We start from the raw sequence: 23,005 nt of genomic DNA on the forward strand, positions 1-23,005 counted from the left end.
GGGGGGTAAGGCGGGACGACTAGGGCTTCGCGCCGGACGCGGCCCAGCGCTGGATGAGGGAGATGAGCTGCGGGTCCAACGGCCCGTCCGCGGGCATGCGCTGGTCTCTCACCGCGGCGGTAATGAGCGCCGCGTTCTCCTTCCACAGCGCGTACGTGTTGAGCGCCCGGCCGGGGCCGGTGATGTGGCACTTCTCACAGCGCGACACGTGGATGGGCTGGATGTCCGTCGCCCAGCTCAGCACCGCGGTGCTCACCGGCTGGTAGTCGAAGGGCACCAGCCGCTTCGCCTCGGTGCCATCCAGGAAGCGCGCCACCACGCCCAGCGCCAGACGGCCCGCGGGCAGGCCCGCGAACGAGTACGCCTTGGGCGTGCCGTCATCCTCGGTGCCCCCCAGGCTGTACACGGGGCCCTCGCCCTGGGCGCGGAACTCCGCGCCGCCGAGCTGGAAGACAATCTCCTCGGGATTCACGCCGGCGGGCATCACCGCGCGCACCACCAGGCCGTCCTCGACCACCTGCATGCCCTGGTGCAGTCCCGTCACGCGCGGCGCCGGAGACTTGCTCACCGCCACCGTCTCGCCGCCCAGTTGCACCCACGCGCAGCCGCTCTCGTCCGCGGACAGGAAGCGGAACTCGCGCGTGTCGATGCCCTGCGCCAGGCCCCACTCGTTCGCGTCCGCGTCGTAGAGCAACAGCGCGTCGCTCGACTTCACCCACAGGAAGCGCCCCGACGCGAGCAGCTGCGCCGGCCGCTGCGGCAGCGTCACCCGACGCCAGCCCTCCTTCGTGTGGCGCAAGAGGCCCTGGTTCGTGAGCAGCCACAGCTCACCCGCCGTGCCCAGCCCCGGCCCCAGGCCCGCGAGCGACAGCACCTCTTCGCCCTCCGCCAGCGGCGCGCCCTGCTCGCGCACGTCGAAGTGCACCAGGCTGGTGGCCACGGCGACGAACAGCTTGCCGTCGCGCAGGAACCACACGCCCGCCGAGCCCTCCGTCGTCGGCGCCGCCGCCAGCGCGGTGATGCCGGTGAGCGCCTCGCCCTTCACCTTCAGGGCGGACAGCGTGCCATCGCGCAGCTGGAACAGGCCGGTGGGATGCGCCAGCCACACCGCGCCGTCCGCGGACTGGGTCGTCGCGCTGATGCCCAGGCCCAGCGCGTCACGCCACGGCGGGGAGATGAGCCAGCCCGACTCGGCGAGGAACAGGCCGTTCTGCGCCTCGACGAGCGCGCTGTGCGGCCCCATCCGGAACACGGCGTTCACCGTGCCCGGCTGGGCGCTGTTTCCCGGGTGGGGCTCCAGCGCGCCGAGCGAGCCGTCCAGCCGCAGGCGCACCACGTTGCCGCTGGTGTTGGCGAAGATGCCGCCACCCGACTGGTCCGCGAAACCCGGGGCGGACGCCAACGTCGTCTTCGCCCGGACCTCGGTGGGTCGGAACGAGACGGGCCGGGGCCTGTCCAGCGGGAGTGAGTCTTCGCCGCACGCGGCGAGGAGGACGGCGGCGCAGAGGGGGAGGAGGCGAAGGAGGCCGGGGGCGGAGGACCGCCCCTGGGCCAGGTCCCGGGGGGCTCGGGGATGGGTGCGCATGCGGCTTTCAGGCGAGGATGGGACGGAGGGGCTCCACACGGGTGATGCTGTAATCCAGGCCCGCCGAGGCCAGCACCGTGGCGATGACGTGCTCGGGGAGGATGTTCTCGCCGTTGGGGTTGGCGGCGCCGGTGCGCAAATCGAACGTGCCCGGGGCCATGCCGATGTCGCCGCTCTTGCCGAAGACGTAGTTGTGCTTCACGCCGGCGCCCATGACCATGCACGAGTTCGAGATGTGGTGGTCTCGCCCGCCGGAGCTGTTGATGAGCGGCGTGCGGGAGAACTCGGAGAACACCATGATGGTGGTGTGGTCCATGAACGTCCCGCCCGAGGGGTGCTGGGACGCGCGCAGGTCATCCACCAGGCTGGCCAGCGCGTCGAAGCCGCGGCGCTGGTTGCTCGCGTGGGTGAGCTGGGTGCCGAAGTGCGTGTCCAGGCCACCGGTGAGGTTGATGGTGACGCACTGGGCGATGCCCTTCTTGAGCGCCGTGCCCACCATGGCGGCGCGGCCCGCCTCGTTGTCGTAGCGGCCGCTCTGGTCCAGGCCGTAGCGCTGGCGCACCGCGGCCATGTCGTCGTTGTTCAGCTCGAAGCGGAACGACGACTCCAGCTGCTGCGTCATCACCTGCTGCATCTGGTCGCGGCTGTTCTGGTACGTGGTGCCCACGCCGCGCGCGCCGTAGGCGGCCTGCTCGCAGTTGATGGGCTGGCCCCGGAAGTCCACCAGCTGCTTCTCGATTTCGCTGTCCAGCACCTGCGAGTTGGGCTTGAGCGTGAGCAGCAGGTCGTCCTTGCGGCTGACGCGCAGCGCGTTGGCGTAGCCGGGGTAGCGGTCGTTGTACGACTCCACGTTGAACGCGATGTTGGAGATGGGCACGCGGGGCTTCATCTGCCCCACGATTTCCGTCGCCGTGGAGGAGCCACGCGCCGCGCTGCCGATGGGCATCTTCCCGGTGAGGAAGTAGCGGTAGCCCACCTCGTGGCCCAGCGTGTTCATGTTGATGCCGCGCACCACCGTCATCAAGTCGAAGTGGTCCGCCAGCCGCCCCACCGCCGGCCCGAAGTCGATGTTCGAGCGGCCCTTGCCGGAGATGTCCGGGCGCAGGGGGATGGAGGAGAAGCGCGAGTCCCCGATGAGGTTGTAGCCGGGGAGGATGCGCGTCTCCGCGGCGCGGTCCGCGGTGAACTCGTCCGGGTCCTTCGGGTCGAAGGCCAGCAGCTGGTCCCAGCCGCCGTTGAAGTACACGAAGACGAAGCAGCGGTCCGCCGGGGCCAGCGCGGCGGCCTGGGCGAAGGAGCGGAAGGGCAGTCCGCCCAGGAGGGTGGAGCCCATGAAGCCGGCGGCGGCCTTGAGGAAGGTGCGGCGCTCGGGACGGTGGTTCTCGTCGAGGCGATTCTTCTTCATCGAAGTCACTCCGCGCTTCAGTAGGTGATGAACCGCGTGTCGGTCAGCATGGCGATGCACATCACCGCCAACACGTCCGAGCGCCGCTTGGCCGTCTCCGCCCGGGCCGAGGCCTGGGTGAAGAACGTGGCCCACTTGTCCAGCTCCTCTCCCTCCAGGGGCGCGCCCCAGAAGCGAAGGGAGTTGTAGACGAGGAACTCACGCACCTGGGCGTCCGTCAGCTTGCGCAAATCCCCCCAGACATCCGGCAGGGTGCGCGACAGCGTGCGCTTGGTGGCGTCCGCCAGCTTCAGCTCGTCGTTCGCCTGGCCGATGCACACGAAGCGCGCGCCGTCCTCCAGGAACTTGGCGAACACCAGGTTGGGCTCGGTGTTCTCGCTGTTGACGAGCGCGTAGTCGGCGCGGCCCAGCGACGAGGCGCGCGCGTCGATGCCGTCTCCGCCGTTCACCCAGCGGCGGCCCACGGCCTCCAGGATGGCGGCGTCCAGCTGGGCCACGTTGAGCCGGCGCGGGGCGCGGCCCACGCTACCGCCCTGGGCCTCCGGGTCCGGCAGCGGCTCGAAGTCCCCAGGCTGGTGGGGGTTGGCGATGGGCTCGAGCGTCCCGTCCTCGGTGGGACCGGACTTCTCGTCGGGGGACTTGGTGCAGCCAGCGCTCAGCGCGAGCAGCGCGGCGGTCAGGAGCCAGCGGCGCATCAGTCGATCCTCCGGTAGGCGTCGGTCGTCACCACGCGCTCGATGAGCGCCTTGAAGCGGTGGCCGTTCTTGGCGAACTCACTGGCCAGCGGCGACAGGTACATCCGCTGCTCCTCGCCCGTCATCGGCCGGCCGAGGAACTCGTTCCACACGCGCTTGACGGTGCAGCGCTCCAGCTCACCCGACTGGAACATCCGCTCCACCAACAGGCGCGGGCCCGCCTCGATGTTCTGCTCCTCGTCCGCGGTGCGGTACAGGTACGTCTTGAGCATGCCCAGGCTGCTGGCGCCGTCGCCGTCGTAGGCCTGCATCACGTACTGCGAGCACTCGCCGCCGCAGTTGGTGTCGCCGTTGATGGCGCAGTCGCGGCACTTCGGGTCGAAGCGCGGGAACTGGTCCGGGTTGAGGAACTGCGCGGTGCGCTCGCCGTAGCGGCCCCAGTGGGCGCCGGTGGGCTCGATGGTGGCGTGGCAGTAGTTGCAGCCGCAGCGCTTGGCCAGGTTGTTCTCGCGGTTGCACGCGTCCTCGGGCGCCGGCAGGTTGCCGTCCGAGGCGGGCACGAAGGTCTTGCACAGGAAGGCCTCGTAGAACTCGGACACGCGGGCGCGGTGCGTGGGGAAGCGGTACAGGAACGCGGGCGTCGTCAGGATGCCGGAGTGCGAGTCATCGCGCGTATACGACTGCCACGTGGCCGCGTCCGCGTAGGCCACCTGGGGGATGGCCTCCAGCGGCGCCGGCGCGGAGACGTTGAACACGCCCACGCCCTGGCGCTGGCGGTAGAGCTCCGCCAGGGGGCCGTTCACGAACGAGCGGCGGGTGGTGAGGATGTTGTAGTAGGGCTCGTCGTTGCGGATGACCGAGTCGGCGATGCGCAGCGGCTCGTCGTTGAACGCGGCCACGCGCAGGTCGTAGACGTTGCGCACGTACAGGGGGTCCGTCGTGGCGCCGATGGCCGGCACCTCGCAGCGGCGCATGCCCACGCCGCACCCGCAGCTGCGGTCATTCACGAAGCGGGCGGCCTCACAGGACTCGCGCGTCCAGGGGTTCTCCACGCGCTCCTGCGCCTCGATGGCGCACACCTTCACCGTCGCGGGCGCGCCCGCCGGGGCCCAGTAGCCGGTGGGCCGGTTGACGTAGCCCTCGCGGTGGACGCAGCCGCGCACCGCCGCGTACGCGCCCTTGATGTTGTTGTTGAGGTTGAGGTCCAGCGAGCAGCGCTTGAGCGTCGTCAGGCTGGGCTTCGAGTCCGGGTTCGGATGGTCGAAGGAGATGACGTAGCCGTTGGCGTCCTTCGTCTCCACCGTCAGCGCGGACGTGGTGTTCTTGGCCGGGTCCGGCAGACAGAGGAACGGCTTGATGCCCGTGCCGGCGCCGCGGTTGTCGCAGAAGTAGCGGTACTTCGCCCACGTGTTGCTGGAGGGCGAGGCCGTCAGCTGCGAGCAGTCCGTCACCGCGTTGCTGGTCGCGGTCGCCAGGTCCGTGCAGCGGTAGAAGTTCACGTCATAGTCGAAGCTGACGGGCATGGGCACGCCCATGGCGTCGTTGCACGACGTGCGGGCCACGGCCGTCAGCGGGGCGGCGTGCGGGTCCTGCGTCTGCGTCAGACACGCGCTCTGCTCGATGTCCGAGTTGCACGACTGACCGTTGACGCCGCGCAGCGCGGCGGACGGGTTGTTCGCGAAGCCGAAGGCGGTGGTGGTGCCGTTGCCGCCGAGCCGCGAGTTGCCGTTGTTGTTGACGCTGGTGGTGATGTTCGAGCGGATCAACGCGCGGTGGAAGTTGCGGATGCGAGTGTAGAAGCCCTCGCTGTCCATCATCTTCTGGATGTCCTCCTGCGTGACGGCGCCCTTCGCCTGCACGGCCTTGTATTCGTCCCAGGTGGGAGGGCGGCCGAGCAGGTCGAGCGTCAGTTGCCGCAGATGTCTTTCGGGGCGGACCTTCGCGACGGGCGCGCAGACAGCGGCCTCATCGGCGGAGGCTGGCAGAGCCAGGAACAATGCGGCGCCGGCCAGGATGGCAAGGCAACGCTCGCGGAGCACGGGGAACCTCCGTGGAGGGGGAGTCGGGGGCGACTGTCACCTAGTATGCAAGGATTACAGATAAGAGATCCAGTCGGCCTAACAGATTCGTTCATCCGACATGTCGGCACAAAACCGTGACACACGCGGGTGCAGGTTGAATCTGTCGACGGGGCGCGAGACATAGGGCGCATGTCGAACGCCAGCTCCGCTCCGCTTCCGCCCCGGGTGAGTGACCGGGCCTTCTATGTCTTCACCGGCGTCGTGTCCGTGGCGGCCCTGGCGTTCATCGGGTGGATTCTGATGGGCCGGCGCGGCGCCACCCTGGAGGGCGTGGACCTGCGCTTCCTGCCGGCGGTCAACGCGAGCCTCAACGCGACGGCGGCGGCGCTGCTCATCGCCGGGTGGGTGGCCATCAAGAAGGGTGCGCGCAGGGTGCACCAGTACCTGATGGTGTCCGCCTTCGCGGCGTCCGCGCTGTTCCTGGTGTGCTACCTCGCGTACCACTACGTACACGGCGACACGCGCTACGCGGGCGACTTCCGCGGGCTGTACCTGTGCATCCTGGCCAGCCACGTGCTGCTGTCCATGGGCGTGGTGCCGATGGCGCTCGCGGCCTTCTACTTCGTGTGGCGCAAGGACTTCACGCGGCACCGCAAGGTGACGCGGTGGCTGGCGCCCATCTGGGTGTACGTGTCGGTGACGGGCGTGGTGGTGTTCTTCATGCTGCGCGGCAGCGTGCCGTCCATGCCCTGAAGCTTGGGTCAGCCCAGGGCGCGCCGGAGCCAGTGCTCGAAGGCGTCGAAGGTGTCCTGGGCACCGCGCACCACGCGGTCCTCGAAGTGCGGCTCCGATGAATCCTCGGCCGCGCGCGTGAGCACCTCCGCGAAGCCGCGCCACTTCGGCCCCACGTCGTCGCCGTAGGCGCGGAAGAAGACGAAGTCGCCCGCCGGTGCCCCTTCGAAGTGGCGGCGCAGGTGGCGCAGGATGAGCTGACCTCCGAGCGTGGCCCCTTCCAGCACGTAGCAGCCCCCGAGCGCCTCGGGCAGCGACGGGAGCGACGGCGGCTCGGGACACCGGGGCAGCCGCGCGAGCGACGCCGCGTCATGGCCGAGCGCGCGCAGGTCCGCCTCCAACCACGGCCGCTTCAGGCGCTCGCGCAGGTGCAGCGCGGGCAGCGCCTCCGTGAGCACCGCGCCCAGGCGCTCCTCCACCGGCTGGTGGAAGCCGTACAGCGCCTCCAGGTGACGGCGGTAGCCGTCGAGCGTCAGCCCTGGCTCCAACAGGCGCACCGCGGCCTCGGCGCGCTCGTGATGGGGGCGGGTCTCCGTCTTGAGTCGCTGCGGCAGGGACACAGAGGGGAAGATGCCGTCCTGGGCGCGCGGAGGGAACGACGAAATCCACGGGCGAGGGCCCGCCCGCACGGGCAGCGGCCAGGGGCACCTGTCAGGAACCTGGGGAGACGGGCGACCGGGGCGCCATGCGAATCCAGACGCTTCATCCGACGCCGTGTCAAAGCTGGCCCTATCAATCCGCCGCGCCCCGGGGAGGCTCCGAGACGGTGTTCTTCCCGTTGCTGCGGGGCACCGTGGACGTGCTGCCCGACGATGTCTCGGCGCTCCTCGTGCTCTCCGACCTCCAGGGCGTCGCGCCCCACGCGCTGCACGACGGCGCGGTGGCGCTGCTCGGCGAGGTGCTCGCCGACGAGCTGGCGCTCCTGGGGGAATTGGGCGAGCTGCCGCACCCGAGCACCGTCGGCGTGGTGCTGGCCGGGGACCTCTTCTCCGAACCGGGAGCGAACGTGCGCGGGGCCTCCGGCGACGTGCGCTCGGTGTGGCTCGCCTTCGCCTCCCACTTCCGCTGGGTGGTGGGCGTGGCCGGCAACCACGACACCTTCGGCGGCGCGCGTGAACAGACGCGCTTCCAGCAGCGCCCCGGGGTGAACCTGCTCGACGGTGAGGTGGTGGAGCTGGACGGACTGAAGGTGGGCGGCGTGGGCGGCATCATCGGCCACGCGGGCAAGCCGGGCCGCCGCGAGGAGTCCCAGTATCTGGGTCACCTCGTCGACGTGCTGCGCGCGGGGCCGGAGGTCCTGGTGCTGCATCAGGGGCCGGACGTCGAGGGCACGCGCCTGCGCGGCAGCCCCATCATCCGCGAGGCCGTCGAGATGGCCCCGGGCTCGCTGGTCATCTGTGGCCACGCCCACTGGGACGAGCCGCTCGCCACGCTGCCCAGCGGCACGCAGGTCCTCAACGTGGACAGCCGGGCGGTGCTGCTCGAGCGCGCGGCGGCGAAGGGCTGACGCCGCTCCTCCGCCGCCTCATGACGTCAGCGGCAGAAGCCGTCGGAGCGGCAGGTGGCCGGGGGCGCGCAGCTGAGGCCCGTCCCGAGGCAGCTCGGCTGACACGCGCCGATGCCGGTGCCGTCGTTGTAGCAGCGGTACTGCGAGCGGCAGTCCCCCTGCCCCGTGCCAATCTCCCTCGAGCAGTTGTCCAGGCAGCTCTTCAGGCCCGTCAACGAGTTCACGAGGTAGCACTTCGACCCCGCGGGACAGGCCTGCGCGTTGCACTGGAGCGTGCAGTAGCCGCCGGGGAAGTTCGTGTTGCACAGGCCCTCGCCGCACTCCGCGTCGAACGAGCACGGCGCGCCCACCTGGAGCGACGGGTCATCGTCGATGGGCGCGAGCGGGAGCAGCGCGAAGTCGATGTTGCGCGTCGTCGAGCGGGCCGTCACGTCGATGGACTCCAGCGAATCGACGTTGCGCCAGAAGCCGGTGAGCTCACCGTCCTCGAAGAGGTTGCCGTCGTCGTCCTCGTCGATGGTCGCCAGCGTGTAGTACGTCCGAGGCACCAGCGAGATGGAGTACGCATAGCCCCGCGCGGCGGAGACGGTGATGAGCGAGTCGCGGTTCGTATCCCACTCGCCGGTGAGGTCGTCCTGCCAGAGGAACGCGATGATGGCGTCGCGGCCCGCGGCGGCCCCCACCGAGATTTTCAACGCCACCGAGGCCGCGCCCGCCGCGCCCGAGCCCGCCAGGTTCAGCGTGGCCAGGTAGTCCCCATCCGCCAGCCCCGAGGTGTTCACCGCCACGTCGAACGACGTCGAGCCGAACGCCGGCACCGTCTTCGTAGTGCCTCCGGGGAACGACACCGTCGCGCGGGCCGCGCCGTCGACGGAGGCCGTCACCACCAGCTCGCCCCCCTGACGTCCGCCGATGTTGCTCAGGGTGAGGTGCTGCGTCTCCGTCCCCTGGAAGAACAGCGTGGAGGTGGACACGCTCAGCTTCGGCGGCTCATTGTCCGGGTTCGTATTGGCGACACGCTGGAGCGCCGCCTGCGCGTTGACCAGGCCCGCGCCGCAGCCCCCGGGACACTGCGCGCCGGTGACGGGCGTGGCGGTGGCCCTCAGGATGCTCTCCGCCTGCACGGGCGTGAGCGTCCCGCCCGAGTGCGCGTGCATCAGCGCCACGATGCCCGCCACGTGCGGCGACGCCATGCTGGTGCCCTGCGAGAAGGTGTACGCGGGCTGACGGGCGTCATCCAGGACGGTGGAGAGCACGCCGTCCGCGTAGCCGTCACCGTTGAGGTCCTCGACCATCTCTCCGCCCGCGGCCACCACGTCCACGCCCGAGCCGTAGTTGGAGTAGCTGCTGCGACGGCCGGACAGGCCGGTGGCGCCCACGCAGATGACCTGCTGCTGGTTGCAGGGCGTGCTGTCGGACGCGGGCATGTTCTCGTTGCCCGCGGCCACGACGATGGTGGCGCCCCGCGCGACGGCGGCGTCGATGGCGTCCTGGTAGAGCTTCTGCGGCGGCGCGGTGCCACCCAGGCTCATGTTCACCACCTTCGCGGCCACCGCGGGCGACTGGGAGACGCCGGGCACCGAGCCCCCCGTCGCCCAGGTGATGGCCGCCGCGATGTCGAAGCTGTTGCCACCCTCCCGGCCCAGCACGCGCACCGGGAGGATGCGCGCGTTCCAGGCCACGCCCGCCACGCCGAAGCCGTTGTTCGTCATCGCGGCCACCGTGCCCGCCACGTGCGAGCCATGCCACGACGAGCCGCCTGACGGCAGGTCACCGCCCTCGTCCAGGGGATTCGCGTCGCGGCCGTTGTTGTCCCCCGCGTTGGTCGCGTCCGAAATCATGTCGTAGCCGGGCACCACGTGGCCGTCGAGGTCGGGGTGCATGACGATGCCGGTGTCGATGACCGCCACCACCACGCCGGTGGCGTCCGACTCGACGTCCCACGCCGCCGGCAGGTTGAGCGCGGCGTAGTGCCACTGGAGGCTGTAGCCCTTGTCGTTCGGCACCGCGAGCTTGTGCATCCGCAGGTTGCGGTCCGTGAAGCGCACCCCGGGCAGCGCCGCGAGCCTCGACACCAGCTCCCGCGTCTCGTCCGCCGTCACCGCGTGGCCATCCTCCGCCTCGAAGCCCACCAGGTGCAGGTGCTCGCTGGCGTGGCCCTTGTGCACCGCGCGGTAGCCGGGGAGCTTCGCGGTGGCGAGCACGCGCTCGGCCGGGACGGACGCCTCCTCGAAGCGCACGACGACGTCACCGGGGATGGTCGGGTCCTCGTCCGGCACGCGGGAGAGCGGCGGCGGCCCCAGCGGCGCGGGGATGATGGGCAGCCCCGGGTCCGTCTGCTCCAGCGCGGCGCGGCGCGAGGACTGGGCCCTGGCGCTCCGAATCTGCTCCGCCAGCCGGTTCGCCACCGACTTGCCGAAGGGCAGCTTCAGCTCGCGCGAGACGCCGCCTTCCGTGGACTGCTCGTTGCTGCGGAAGGGCGTCAACGTCCCCGTGACGGTGCCCTTGTTGGGGTCCGTTCCACCGTCGGCACCTCCGCCCCCCTTGCTCTCGTCACACGCACTGACGGACAGCAGCAGCCACAACCCCACGAGCCATGGACGACACATTCAGGATGACCCCCTCACCACGGAACCGAGGGGCAACCTAACATCGCGACCTGGCGCGGACGTGCTTTCTCAGCTCGCCTGCGCCACCTCGTCGTCGTCCGTGCCCTCCCGAACGTTCGCTTCAGCCTCATCCGCCAGGGTGTTCACATCTCCGGGGACACCGTCGATGTACGTCACGACATTCCCCGGCAGCGCGGGCACTCGCGGCCCGGGCGTCACCACACCCGTCAGGTTCAGGGGGTCCACTCCCGAAATCTGGATTCGCACGCCGGACGGAGGCTGACGGCGCACCGCGCGCGCCGAGTCCACCGCCTCCGGCAGCGCGAACTGTTCACCGACGAAGCCCGCCACGAAGCGTCCGCCCCGCACCTCGCCCCGCGCCTCCATGCGCCGGTACACGAAGAGCAGCTCGCGCCACGTGGGCGCCAGCGCCTCGCGCATCACCAGGTCCCGCCACACGATGCCGTAGCGCTGGAGGAACAGGCGGGCCAGCGAGTCCATCACCTCGTCCGACGTCTTCGGCTCCGCGGGCGCCAGCAGGCTCCAGCGTCCCGGACCTCCGCGCTGGAGCAGCTTCTGACGCTTGCGGTGCGCGGGGCTCTGGAGCACGCGCAGGTTCTGCACCGCGTCCGCCGTCACCAGACCGCGCGCCACGAGCTCCCACAGCGCGTCCTCGATCTCCGCTGGCAGCCGGCGGGCGCGCGACACCAGGTCCTGGAAGAAGCACGCGCCCCGGCGCTCCAGCACCGACACCACGTCCTTCGCGGCGACGCTGAGGTCCGGCGGCGTCCACACGTCTCCGTCCGCGAGCACCGCGTGCGGCCGGGCCGCGACGAGCATCCACTCCAGATCTTCGCGCAGGGCGAAGGTGAGCGGCGCGTTGCGCGTGGGCGAGGCCCTGGAGCGCGTGGGGGCGGGCTCCGACTCCGGCGTCACGGGTGCGCCACGACGGGGCCCGGCCACGGGCTTGGGCTCCTTCATCGTCAGCCGGCCCCAGGCCACCTCGCCGCCGTAGCACGCGCGCTCCATCAGGTCGGGCGTGTAGCCGCGCATGCGCGCGGGCAACAAGAAGCGCTCCCACGCGGAGGCCGGCGCCTCGTAGCCCTGGAGCAGGCGCACCGCCTTGAGCAGGCCCGTGGAGCCGCGCAGCGAGTCCACGTCCTCCAGGTGGTGCCACCGGAAGAGGAAGCGCATGAAGTCGCGCGCGCTCAACGGCTCGATTTCGCGGCGCAGCCGGCCCACCGTCATCCGATGGATGCGCTGGAGCAGACGCCGGTCACACCACTCCAGGGGCGGCGTCTCGCCCGGCGCCAGCGGCTGCTCCAACGGACGGAAGCGGCCTCGCAGCACGGTGCCCTGCATCTCCAGCTGATGCATCGCCGCGTTGACCTCGTCCTCGCTGAGCACGCACAGGCGCGACAGCTCCGCCACCGTGACGGGGCCCACGTTCTCCATGCGCCCGCGCACCACCTGGAGCACCGCGGCCTCGCGCTCCACCGGACGGTCGTGCTCCAGCACCGGGAGCGGCGGCTGGGTCACCGCGTCCGGGAACAGCACGCGCACCGCGCTGCCGCGCTCCGCCGCGACCAGGAAGCGTCCGCCAGGGAGCGTCAGCCACGCCACGCGCCCCTGCTGGAAGAGCGGCTCGGCGAGCCCCCGAGGCACCTCCGTGTCTCGCACCAGCACCCACTGGAGGAGCAGGTCGTGCAGTTCGTCCTCGTCGCGTATCGGCGGCGCGGCGTCCTCCACCACCGTGGCGATGGCCGTGGCGTCCAGCGCGCCGAAGGCCGCCGCGTCCTCGGCGGGCATGGCGCGGCGCAGGGCCACGTTGCGCACGCGGCGCTCCTCCGCCGGGGCGTCGTCCAGGAAGGTGTAGGGCTGGCTGTGAATCATCGCGTGCGCGAAGACGCTCGGCTCCGGCACGTCGCGGGCCTCCAGGCGGATGCGGCCGTCGCGCATGCGCCGGAGCACCTCGCGCAGCCCCTCCACGTCCATGGCCTCGTGCAGACAGTCGTCCATCGTCTGCTTCACCAGCGGGTGGTCCGGCAGCTCGACGTCCGCGCCGCCGTGGTTGTCCTGGCAGCCCACCTGCGCGGGGAACACGGCGGCCAGCAGGTCCTCGCTTCGCGCGCGCTGGAGGTTGGGCGCCACGCGCTTGCCGCCCATCATCCGGTGGAGCGCGAGCGCCCGCGTGGCCACCCAGCGGAAGCGAGTGCCGAACAGCGGCGACTGGAGCACCGCCTGCACCAGCACCTCCTCCACGTGCTCGGGGTGGAGGAAGTCGAAGATGTCCGACAGCGGGAAGGAGTGCTGCTCGCCCAGCGACAGGAGGATGCCGTCCTCGGTCGCCGCCGCCTGGAGCTCGAAGTCGAACGAGCGGCAGAAGCGCTTGCGCAACGCCAATCCCCAGGCCCGGTTGATGCGGCTGCCGAAGGGCGCGTGGATGATGAGCTGCATGCCGCCCGCTTCGTCGAAGAAGCGCTCGGCGACGATGAGGTTGTGGCTGGGCAGCGCGTCCAGCATCTTGCGCCCCAGCCGCAGGTAGCCGAGCAGCGCGTCCACCGCGGGCGGGGACATGCGCAGCTCCTTCTCCAGGAAGCTCTGCGCGTCCTCGCGCGCGAGCAGCGCCTCGCGCAGCCTGCCCACCTGGAGCGACAGCTCGTCGGTGCGCCCCGGCGCCTCGCCGCGCCAGAAGGGCACGTTGGGCGCGGCGCCCCGGGCGTCCTCCACCATCACCGTGCTGCCCATCACCCGCTGGATGCGCCACGCGGTGCTGCCCAGCAGGAACACGTCTCCGGGCGAGGACTCCACCGCGAAGTCCTCGTCCAGCGTACCCACCACCTTGCCCTCGGGCTGCGCGGTGACGCTGAAGGTGAAGGTGTCCGGGATGGCGCCGCCGTTGGTGAGCGCGGTGATGCGCACGCCCCTACGGCCCTTGAGGCGCTGGTTCACCCGGTCGCGGTGCAGGTGGATGCCCGCGCGGCCGCGTCGGTCGCTGATGCCCTCCGACAGCACCTCGAGCACCCCCTGGTACTCCTCCCAGGTGAGGTCGCGGTACGGATACGCGCGCTGGAAGAGACTGAAGAGGGCGCGCTCGTCCCACTCCTCGCACGCGCACGCGGCCACCACCTGCTGGGCCAGCACGTCGAGCGGCTTCTCCGGCATGATGACCCGGTCCAGGTCACCCTCGCGCACGGCGTTGAGGAGCGCGGCGCACTCCACCAGCTCGTCGCGGGTCATCGCGAACAGGATGCCCTTGGAGATGGCGGCTTTGTGGTGGCCCGCGCGGCCCACGCGCTGGAGCAGCACGGAGATGGCCTTCGTGGTGCCCAGTTGCACGACGAGGTCCACGTTGCCCACGTCGATACCGAGCTCCAGCGACGCGGTGGCCACCATCACCCGCAGGCGGCCGTCCTTGAGCTTCTCCTCGGCGGCCAGCCGGATTTCGCGCGACATGCTGCCGTGGTGGGCCGCGACGAGCCCTTCGCCCAGTCGCTCGCCCAAATCATGCGCCACGCGCTCGGCCATCTTGCGCGTGTTGACGAAGATGAGCGTCGTGCGGTGCGAGGCCGTCAGCGCGATGAGCCGGTCATAGACCTGACCCCACATCTCGTGGCTCGCCAGCGAGGACAGCTCCGCGTCGGGAATCTCGAGCGTCAAATCCCATGGGCGCAGGTGGCCCACCTCGACCTTGCGGCACTGACGGTGGCTCGAGCCGGTGAGGAAGCCGGCGATGGCGTCCAGCGGCTTCTGGGTGGCGGACAGGCCGATGAGCTGCGGACGCACCTCGGTGAGGGCCTTGAGCCGCTCCATGGACAGCGTGAAGTGGCTGCCGCGCTTGTCGCGGGCGAGCGCGTGGATTTCGTCGACGATGACGGTGCGCACGCCCTTGAGCGTGGCGCGGGCGCGCTCGGCGGTGAGGTAGAGGTAGAGGGACTCCGGCGTGGTGATGAGGATGTGCGGAGGGCGGCGCACCATCTGCGCGCGCTCGGACGCGGGCGTGTCACCGCTGCGCACCTGCACGCGCAGCTCCGTGGGTGTGTAGCCTTCGCCACGGGCGCGCGAGAGCAGCTCCTCCAGGGGCTGGAGGAGGTTCTTCTGCACGTCGTTGCCCAGGGCCTTGAGCGGCGAGACGTAGAGCACCTGGGTGCGGTCCTCCAGGCCGCCCTCCAGCGCGAGCCGGAACAGCGAGTCGAGCGCGGCGAGGAACGCGGTGAGCGTCTTGCCGGAGCCGGTGGGCGCGGCGATGAGCACGTCGTGCCCGGCCTGGATGAGGGGCCAGCCCTCGATTTGAGGGCGCGTGGGCTCGCCCAGTCGCTCGGCGAACCAACGGCGCACCACGGGGTGGAAGCTCGCCAGGGCCGGATGCGCCGCGCACTCGGCGGCGAAGTCGAGGCTGATTTGGGGGGCCATTGCATACCTCTCCAGGTGGGAGCCTGAACACAGGTACAGGCGGGCGTCAACGCGCGCACCGCGTGGGAGGACCCACGCCCACACCCTCCGCCCGGGTAGTCCCCAACCAGGCGGACGAGCCCCCACGCCGACGTGTCAGGACCCATGCCCAGGACGACCTGACACATCCTGTCTTGAACTCACAACCCAATGACTCCCATCCGGCGCGAGCCCCCGAGGAAAGACAGACACAGGAGCCCTGTTCGCCCGGAGCGCCGCCTTGTCAGCGATTCCTCGCCTTCGCTAGCATTTCAAGCTCCTCGGGATGGGTTTCAGCCGCCAGGCCGCGCGGTCGACAGAGGTTTCAGGCATGGCGATTTCGGATGTCGTGGCGAAGCTGCTCTACACCGCGGTGCTGACGGTGGTCTGTCTGGGCCTCGTCACCCTGTTCGTGTCCGAGATGCAGCGGGTCTGGGTCGACAAGCGCCTGTACATCGGCCGCTTCGACTTCTTCGAGACGGGCGAGGCCAAGGCCACGGAGGCCAAGGCCTTCGCGCGACAGATCGCCTACCACCACCAGTCGTTCAAGCACCTGCTCCATGTGGAGCACCAGCGGCGCGAGAGCGCGAATCAGTCGGAGACTCCGACGGGGACCATCGCGCCCCTGCCCGACTCCACGTTCTGGAACGGCAACCTGGACGCCCTGCTCTCCTCGGCGAACGACCTCTCCTCCGTCGAGCTCACCGTCCAGGGCGTCAACATCAAGGAGCTGCTCACCTGGCTGCGAGACCGGGTGAGCACGCCCAACGAGCTCACCGGCGTCGTGGAGAAACATCCCAACGGCATCCGCGCCCTGGCGAGCTGGACGCGCGGGCCGCTGCGCTCCGAGGGCAGCCACATCGACGGACAGGTCCTGGACATCGCCGGCCAGCCCGACGTGGACAAGGCCGCGTTCCATGTCGCGTGCGGTCTCATCTGGGCCCAGCTCGCGGGCGGCGACAAGGCGCTGTCCAAGGTGCCTCGCCCCGAGTTCTGCGCCTGGGCCGAGGCCTGGAGTCAGTACCTGGACCTGCGCGACCGGAGCGCCACGCTGCTGGGACTGAGCGCCGAGAACCTCGAGAGCGTGAAGAAGCTCCGGGCGTTCCTCGACCGACAGGTCGCCGGCTCCACGCGGCTCGCGGAGGTCTACCTGCTGCGCGCGGACCTGCTGGACCTGCTGCCCGCGGAGCAGAAGACCCAAGAGGACATCATCCAGGCGCAGAACGACCGGCTGCAGTACGTCATGATGGCGCGCAAGCCCACCGAGCCGGAGAAGGCCGGCGTGGCGCTCTCCGCCCGCGCCACGACGCCTGACAAGAACGAGGTCCTGGCCCAGGTGCGCCCCGCGCTGCGCATGCAGGGCGACCGTGTCTCCGACCCGCTCCCGGAGAACTGGCAGCAGCACCTGAAGTCAGGCCAGGACTCCGGCTTCCCCGTCAGCCGCGCGACCGGCTCGCTCTTCATCACCAAGCCCGACGGGAAGACCACCTACCTGACGGCGTTCGCCGTGGCGCCACGGGTCATCATGACCGTCGGGGACCATGTCCCGCCCCTGATGCTCGACCACCACGAGCCCCAGCCGCTCACGGGAGAGAAGTGGCAGTTCACCTTCGACGACGATGGCGGCAACCCGAAACAGTCCCACCGGGTCACCCAGGTCATCTTCGCCAGACACGACACCTCGTCCACCGCGCCGCGCACCATCGCCCTGCTCGAGCTCGAAGCGCACGACACGCAGCGCCACCCGCCCGTCACCCTCGAGTGGAACCCCGAGTCGGTGAAGTCCCACGTGGACCAGTACGTCTACGTCATCGGCTATCCCTCGGAGGGCAGCAACCTGCCCAAGAACTTCCTGCGCCCGTTGCTGGGCGACACCTACGACGTCCGCCGGTTGATGCCCGGCCGCGTGGTGTCACTCACGCCGAGCCAGGAGCCCCACCCCTCCGTGGTGCGCGCCCTGCGCAGTGACGTCAGCACCACCGTCGGCGTCGCCGGCGCGCCGCTCGTCGACCTGCGCAACGACAAGGTCGTCGTGGGCCTGCACTTCGCCGGGGAGTGGAAGGAGAACCAGGGCAAGTTCGCCCTCGCCCTCGCCATGGCGGACCTGCTCGGCTCGCTGCCGGAGTTCGCCATCCAGCGCATCAAGCCCGGCACCATCCAGGACACCTTCCCGATGGTCGCCCCCATCGGAGACAGCAGCCAGCCCCAGTAACCGCTCCTGCGTCAGAACGGAGGCGGCTCGTCACTGCGACGCGGCGGCGGCGTGCTCGCGCCGCTCAGGAAGTCCGGCATGCAGCCCCACGACTGCAAATCCTCCGTCACCGTGGAGCAGATCCACCGCTCCGGGCACGAATCCACCACGTCCGGATTGCACTGCGTGTAGCACGTGCTCCCCGTGGGCCCACCCACGCCGCACACGCTCTCTTTGCCACAGCTCTCCGGCCGCCAGGACGCACACGCCGCCGAGCAGAACCGACCCGCGCGCCCGCCACGCCCGCCCCTCACCACGCAGTTCTTCCCGCCCCCACACGGCTGCTCGTCCGAGCACTCATCCACCACCAACTCCAGACACTGGAACGAGCCCCCGTTGAGCGCCGCGCACGCGCGCCCCTCGATGCACCCGGACTTGCGACAGTCCGGCAGGCACGCGGCCCCCATCGAGCTCTGCTCACACGTCTCCCCCTCCGGACACGCCCCCTCCTTCCCCGGCTCACACGGCGGTCCGCAGTGGTGGTTGATGCACAACAACCCCTCCACGCAGGCCTCGTCCGCCGTCGTCGGCAACCGGCTGCAGGTCTCCCCCGCCTGACGCACGCCCGCCTTCAGACACCGACGGACCACCGGCCCCGGTAACTCCCCCGCCGCCACCCGGCAGACATCCCCGGGGAAACAATGCGAGTCGTCCTCGCACTCGCTGTCGGAACACTCGAACCGCCGCTTGTCATAGTTGATGACACAGCCCTGCCCCGAAGGGCAGTCACCATCCGTCGCGCACTCGCCGCAGCGGAAGCTCCCCTTGTCGAAGGAACAGTCGAGCTGCATCGCCGGACGCACGCGCAGCTCCTCGCGCGTCGACTCCGGCTCCGGCTCCGGCGCCTCCTGAGCAGACGTGCTCTGCGCCCGCCCCACCCGCCGCGTCTCCCGGACCGCGCCCGACAACAGGCTCATCCCCGGACGGGCCAGCACCTGCCCCTGGAAGACGTGCGCGAGCCCCCCCGAGCCCCCCACGCCCCCCTCGATGCGCGCGGCCGCCACGCCCCGCGAGACCTGGAACGCCTCCGTGCTCGCCGCGAGCAGCGAGGCCTCCACCTCCGGCGCCTCCGCCCCGGGCGCGACACACGCATTGGCGGCGGAGGTTTGCGATGTCAGCAAGGACGACGTGGCGAACCAGGACACCCACGCCACCGCCCCGAACACCCCCAGGACCAGGGAGCCTTGCCCCAGGCGCATCGCCATCCGCATCGCATTGGACATGTCCGGACTCACGTGGAACGCAGGTCCTTAGCAGGGCGCGCAGCACTTCCCGGTGCTTCCATCCGGATTGCACGAACAGGGAACACAACAAGCGCCCTCCCGGATGATTTGCGCATACGCCGTCCCCGCCCCCAGCGTGACCGCGGCCCCCAGAATCATCACCCACCGCCGCAGTCGAGCATTCAACTTCACCATGTGCTTCCCCCCGTGCGCGTCATCCGGCACGACCCTGACTCACTTGACGCAAACCGATTCAGGACAAATCTTGTTTTGCATGATGCTACCCATCAGATAGGCATCGGCCCCGGGCGGAGGCATCACCCCCCGAGTAGCATCCAGATGGCCACGGCAGCACATGTGCCCCGAGCGTCGCTGACTCACCCCTCCACGCATGAATCCTCGCCCCCACTGATGGAGCCAGGATTACGCGCGAAGAAAGGGAAGTCACTCCCTCCCCGGTGGTAGGCGCGCACGATTCCGGCCCGCACGCCGAAGCGCTCGCGGGCGGACCCGAGGCAACGCCATTCAAAGACACACGGGCCCGCGACACCGCGACAGGGATTCGCGGCGTCGAGCGGGTGAGGCTTCGACGAGACTCAGACGCCCGGAGCGGGGATGGACTCGCCCACGGGGGCGGCGGCCGCGCGGCCCCAGGTGATGCGGTACGTGGCGGCGGTGCCGTCGAAGGCGAGCGGCTCCACCACCACGTTGCCGGCGCCCGCGACGCGCAGCGACTCGGCGAGGAAGCCCGCGGAGAAGTACGGGTTGTCCGCCACCACGTCCTTCATCCACAGCGTGGCCGCGCCCTCGGTGGACTCCTCGACGCGGACCTCGTTGAAGTTGTTGCCCGCCTTCACGTTGAAGGGGACGCGCTCCAGCGTGCGCATCGGTCCCAGCCGGGTGACGAGCGACAGGCTGGCCCGCCCCACCGACGTCTGCCGGAAGCCCTGCAGGTAGCGCGCGCCCAGCATCAGCCACGCCTCGTTGGGAGGCAGCGTCGGGAAGACGTCCTGGACCGCCACGCGCAGGAAGCCGTGCCACTGCTCCAGGGAGTAGGCCGGCCGCAGCGGCTCCGACAAATCCAGGCCCACGCCCTTCAGGCGCTGGCGTCCCTCCTTCGACAGGTAGGGCCCCAGGGCCCGCACGAAGAGGGCTTCCACGGACTGCGCGAAGATGAGCTTCCCGGGCGACATGACGGAAAGGTGGCAATGGCCCCCCGCAACGGCGAGCCATTCCGCATTCCAATCGTCAACTGGTCATCATCCGCGCGGCAGCCGCATCGTGAAGGTCGTCCCGTTTCCGGAACTGGACTCCACCGTCACCTCGCCACCGTGGGCGAGCAGGATCTGCCGGGTGATGTAGAGCCCCAGCCCCAGGCCCGACGCGGCCTTCGACTCGTGCTGCACCGCGCGGGAGCCTCGACGCCATGCGGCGAAGACATGGGGCAGCTCATCCGGGGGGATGGGCGGCCCGCCGTTGTGCACCCGGAGCACCACGCCCTGCCCGTCCGCCTCGCCCCACATCCGCACGGGGCTGTCCCCGGGGCTGTACTTGAGCGCGTTCGCCAGCAGGTTGCTGAAGGCCTGCTCCAGCCGGTCCAGGTCCCACGAGCCCCGCCCGTCCCCCACCACCTCCAGGACGAGCATCCGGCCGGGGTGGCTGGCGCGCATCTCCTCGAGCGTGCGCCGCGCCACGTCGAACACGTCGCAGTCGGACGCCACCACCGGCACCCCGCCGCCCAGCCTCGCGCGCGCGAAGTCCAGTAGCTGACGAATCATCCGGTCCATGCGCTCGGCGCTGGTGAGGATGCGCTCGGTGAGGGCCGCCTGGCGCTCGTCCAGGTTGCCCTTGCGCTTGAGCTGCTGCGCGGACATGGACAGGGCGTTGAGGGGGTTGCGCAGGTCATGGCCGAGCATGCCGATGAACTGCTCGCGGAACTCCTCCGCGCTGCGCTCCTCGGTGACGTCGCGCGCGGTGGCCATCACCGCCGCCACCCGGCCGTCCGTGCCCAGCGTGGGCGACAACGTGAAGTCGTAGTGGCGGGGCCCCCGGGCCGTCTCCAGGACGACGGCGCCGCGCTGGACCTGGCCGGTGGACAGCGTCACGCCCATCATCCGGATGAAGGGAGCCAGCGCCGGGTCCTTCGCCTCCTGCTCCGCGAGCGAGATGCCCGGGGTGACCACGCCCTTCGGGTCCCGTGCGGCGTGGGCCACGTGGTTGGCGAAGAGCAGCCGGCCGGTGGCGTCATAGAGGGCCATCGGGTCCGCCGCGGAGGCCATGGCCATGGCGAGCAGCCTGCGCTGGTGCTCGACCTCCTCGGACAGCGCGTGCACCTTGCGCTCGGCGCGGCGCAGCCTGAGCAGCGCGTGCACCTGGGCCACCAGCTCCTCGGGGTCCACCGGGGCCACCAGGTAGCCGTCCGCGCCGTGCTCCAGGCCCAGCGCCCGGTCTCCAGGACCCACGGCCTGCGCGGAGAGGTGCAGCACCAGCGTGTCGTGCGTGCGCGGAGACGACTTCAGCTGGCGGCAGACCTCCAGCCCGCTGATGTCGGGCAGGCGGACGTCCAGGATGACCAGGTCGGTGCGCTCGTCCGCCAGGGACAGGGCCTCGCGGCCCGAGCCGGCCTCCACCACCTGGTAGCCGGCGAGCCCCAGGACGCGGCTCGTCACGTAGCGGCTGGCGACATCATCATTGACGTTCAGAATGACCGGAGAAGGAGGACTCATGATGTACGGAGCTGAAGTGCTTCGTAGTCGTGAGCCCTGGGTCGCGCCACATCCATCTCCGACCCCGGGTGCTTCCTTACAGGACGGGCGGACGAACGGATGGGCGTGAAGCGCATGGGGTCGCGCCAGGACCCTGCCGGGACGGGCGGTTTCGCGATAGGGATGGCCCATGCGTCCTCCTTGTCGCCCGCTGCCCGCGGATGGCCGCTTCCTCCAGGCCATCGCTCCGACGCCACTCGTCCCCGTCCGACTGGACGCCGAGGGGCCCACCATCTGGTGCAAGTTGGAGTTCCTCAACCCCAGTGGGTCCACGAAGGACCGCATCGCGCGGTACATGTTGGAGAAGGCCTGGCGCCTGGGCGAGCTGAGCCCGGGCGGCGAGGTGGTGGAGGCGTCCAGCGGCTCGACGAGCATCGCCCTGGCGCTGGCCAGCGCGCAGATGGGCGTGCGCTTCACGGCGGTGATGCCGGAGGGTGTCACCGACGAGCGCGTGCTCACCATCCGCGCCTACGGCGGTGACGTGGTGCTGGTGCCCCGGGAGTTGGGGGTGCGTGGGGCCATCCAGAAGGCGGAGGAGATCGCGCGTGAGCGCAAGGCCTTCGCGCCGCGCCAGTTCGAGAACCCGGACAACGCGGAGGCGCACCGGGTGTGGACGGGGCAGGAGGTGCTCTCGCAGATTCCGGGCGGGCTGGTGCACGGCGTGGTGAGCGGCGTGGGCACCGGCGGCACGGTGGTGGGCCTGTATCAGGCGTTCGCGGAAGCGGGCTGTCCGGTGACGGCGTTCATCGCGAGGCCCATCGCGGGCCTGGGGTGTGACATCGAGTGTTGCAGCTTCAGCCCGCGCGTGCCCGGCGTGGTGGATGGCATGTCCAAGCTGTACCGCGACGCGGACATGCCGGGGCGGGTGGAGCTGGACGTGTCGGACGAGCAGGCGATGTGCACCGCGCGCGCGCTCATCCGCCGGGGCTTCCCGGTGGGGCCGTCGTCGGGGCTCAACTACGTGGCCGCGGTGGAGGCGGCGCGCAGGCTGGGACCGGGCGCGCAGGTCGTCACCGTGTTCCCCGACCGCATGGAGCGCTACTTCTCCACGGAGCTGATTCAGCAGCGTCCGGCGGCCGCGCGCGGCGTGGCGTGAGCTGACGCGGGAGGGAGCCGCTCGGAGCGGACACCCGAGCGGCGCCCGGTCGGACACCGGAGGCGTCGCGCGTGCATTCCGGTGCCTCGCCTCACGGGGCACGCCGAGCGTCCGCACGGGGACAGACGCTTCACGGCCCGCCGCGTCACCCCGCCCTGGCTCCGAGCTGGCGCGCCTCGACTTCCGACAGGTACTTCACGCGCGGTGGTCATCCACGTGCGCTCAGTCGGGGTGCATGCTAGAAGCCGACCTCGTGCTGCCGCGCATCTGGCTGTGCCTCAGCCTGTTGCTGTTCGCCCCGACGGAGGGAGGCCTGTGGATGGCCTTCTCCAACGCGACGGACACCGTGTGCACGCAGCGCTGCCCGGACGATGATGCCAGCGGCCAGTGTGCTCCGGACTGCGCGGACTGCACCTGCTGCGGCCATGTGCGCGCGGTGAGCGCCGCCCCCGTCGCGTCGCCCTCCCTGCTGTGGATCGCACCTCGAGCGCGCCCGGTGCTGGTGGACGAGGACGCCCCCGCCTCCGCCGACCTCGACGACATCCTGCACGTCCCCAGAGCCGACCTCGCCTGACGTGGTGGTGGTCCGACTTCCGCGCGCGAGCAGTGCCGAGGTGACGTGTGT

15 protein-coding genes are annotated in these 23,005 nt (G+C 70.6%); 5 read left to right on the top strand and 10 right to left on the bottom strand.

The genetic code is table 11. The annotated features are described in order from the left end of the window. Positions 1-19: 19 nt before the first annotated feature. Genes LXT21_RS07410 through LXT21_RS07425 form a run of 4 tightly spaced genes read right to left on the bottom strand, consistent with a single transcriptional unit; the run spans position 20 to position 5,724 of the window. Entirely contained in the window at positions 20-1,585 is a 1,566-nt protein-coding gene (locus LXT21_RS07410; protein WP_254037377.1) for a hypothetical protein, read from the bottom strand. A 7-nt stretch (positions 1,586-1,592) separates the two neighbouring features. Beyond that, positions 1,593-2,990, bottom strand: coding sequence for a DUF1501 domain-containing protein (locus tag LXT21_RS07415; RefSeq protein WP_254037378.1), 1,398 nt, complete (start codon positions 2,988-2,990; stop codon positions 1,593-1,595). 17 nt (positions 2,991-3,007) lie between these two features. Next, positions 3,008-3,685, bottom strand: coding sequence for a hypothetical protein (locus LXT21_RS07420; protein WP_254037379.1), 678 nt, complete (start codon positions 3,683-3,685; stop codon positions 3,008-3,010). Further along, entirely contained in the window at positions 3,685-5,724 is a 2,040-nt protein-coding gene (locus LXT21_RS07425) for a DUF1585 domain-containing protein (RefSeq protein ID WP_254037380.1), read from the bottom strand. Before LXT21_RS07425 ends, LXT21_RS07420 begins: the two co-directional genes overlap by 1 nt. Positions 5,725-5,895: 171 nt before the next feature. On the opposite strand from LXT21_RS07425, the gene LXT21_RS07430 reads away from it, so the two are divergent. Next, on the top strand, positions 5,896-6,459 hold the full coding sequence (locus LXT21_RS07430; RefSeq protein WP_254037381.1) for a DUF420 domain-containing protein: 564 nt from the start codon (positions 5,896-5,898) through the stop codon (positions 6,457-6,459). Between the two features lie 8 nt (positions 6,460-6,467). Here LXT21_RS07430 and LXT21_RS07435 read toward each other — a convergent pair whose 3' ends face one another. After that, complete coding sequence (locus LXT21_RS07435) at positions 6,468-7,127, bottom strand: biliverdin-producing heme oxygenase (protein WP_254037382.1); 660 nt, start codon at positions 7,125-7,127, stop codon at positions 6,468-6,470. 56 nt (positions 7,128-7,183) lie between these two features. Between LXT21_RS07435 and LXT21_RS07440 the strand changes: the two genes are divergently transcribed. Further along, positions 7,184-8,005, top strand: coding sequence for a metallophosphoesterase family protein (locus LXT21_RS07440; RefSeq protein WP_254037383.1), 822 nt, complete (start codon positions 7,184-7,186; stop codon positions 8,003-8,005). A 26-nt stretch (positions 8,006-8,031) separates the two neighbouring features. Here LXT21_RS07440 and LXT21_RS07445 read toward each other — a convergent pair whose 3' ends face one another. Continuing rightward, a complete protein-coding gene (locus LXT21_RS07445) occupies positions 8,032-10,614 on the bottom strand; it encodes a S8 family peptidase (protein ID WP_254037384.1) in 2,583 nt (860 codons plus the stop codon). Positions 10,615-10,683: 69 nt separating this feature from the next. Beyond that, complete coding sequence (locus LXT21_RS07450) at positions 10,684-15,027, bottom strand: DEAD/DEAH box helicase (protein ID WP_254037385.1); 4,344 nt, start codon at positions 15,025-15,027, stop codon at positions 10,684-10,686. Between the two features lie 349 nt (positions 15,028-15,376). On the opposite strand from LXT21_RS07450, the gene LXT21_RS07455 reads away from it, so the two are divergent. Continuing rightward, positions 15,377-17,257 carry a trypsin-like serine peptidase gene (locus LXT21_RS07455; protein WP_254037386.1) on the top strand — a complete coding sequence of 627 codons (1,881 nt, stop codon included), beginning with the start codon at positions 15,377-15,379 and terminating at the stop codon, positions 17,255-17,257. 11 nt (positions 17,258-17,268) lie between these two features. Here LXT21_RS07455 and LXT21_RS07460 read toward each other — a convergent pair whose 3' ends face one another. The 3 genes from LXT21_RS07460 to LXT21_RS07470 form a co-directional block, all read right to left on the bottom strand. Beyond that, positions 17,269-18,519, bottom strand: a complete 1,251-nt coding sequence (locus LXT21_RS07460) for a hypothetical protein (protein WP_254037387.1) — start codon at positions 18,517-18,519, stop codon at positions 17,269-17,271. Between the two features lie 596 nt (positions 18,520-19,115). Next, positions 19,116-19,712, bottom strand: coding sequence for a DUF2378 family protein (locus LXT21_RS07465; protein ID WP_254037388.1), 597 nt, complete (start codon positions 19,710-19,712; stop codon positions 19,116-19,118). Positions 19,713-19,778: 66 nt separating this feature from the next. Beyond that, complete coding sequence (locus tag LXT21_RS07470) at positions 19,779-21,245, bottom strand: sensor histidine kinase (protein ID WP_254037389.1); 1,467 nt, start codon at positions 21,243-21,245, stop codon at positions 19,779-19,781. A 169-nt stretch (positions 21,246-21,414) separates the two neighbouring features. Here LXT21_RS07470 and LXT21_RS07475 point away from each other — a divergent pair, with 169 nt between their 5' ends. Next, a complete protein-coding gene (locus LXT21_RS07475) occupies positions 21,415-22,380 on the top strand; it encodes a PLP-dependent cysteine synthase family protein (RefSeq protein ID WP_254037390.1) in 966 nt (321 codons plus the stop codon). A gap of 235 nt (positions 22,381-22,615) precedes the next feature. Then, positions 22,616-22,954 carry a hypothetical protein gene (locus tag LXT21_RS07480; protein ID WP_254037391.1) on the top strand — a complete coding sequence of 113 codons (339 nt, stop codon included), beginning with the start codon at positions 22,616-22,618 and terminating at the stop codon, positions 22,952-22,954. Positions 22,955-23,005: the final 51 nt, after the last annotated feature.

It is taken from the genome of Myxococcus guangdongensis (genome assembly GCF_024198255.1).
Lineage (GTDB): Bacteria > Myxococcota > Myxococcia > Myxococcales > Myxococcaceae > Myxococcus > Myxococcus guangdongensis.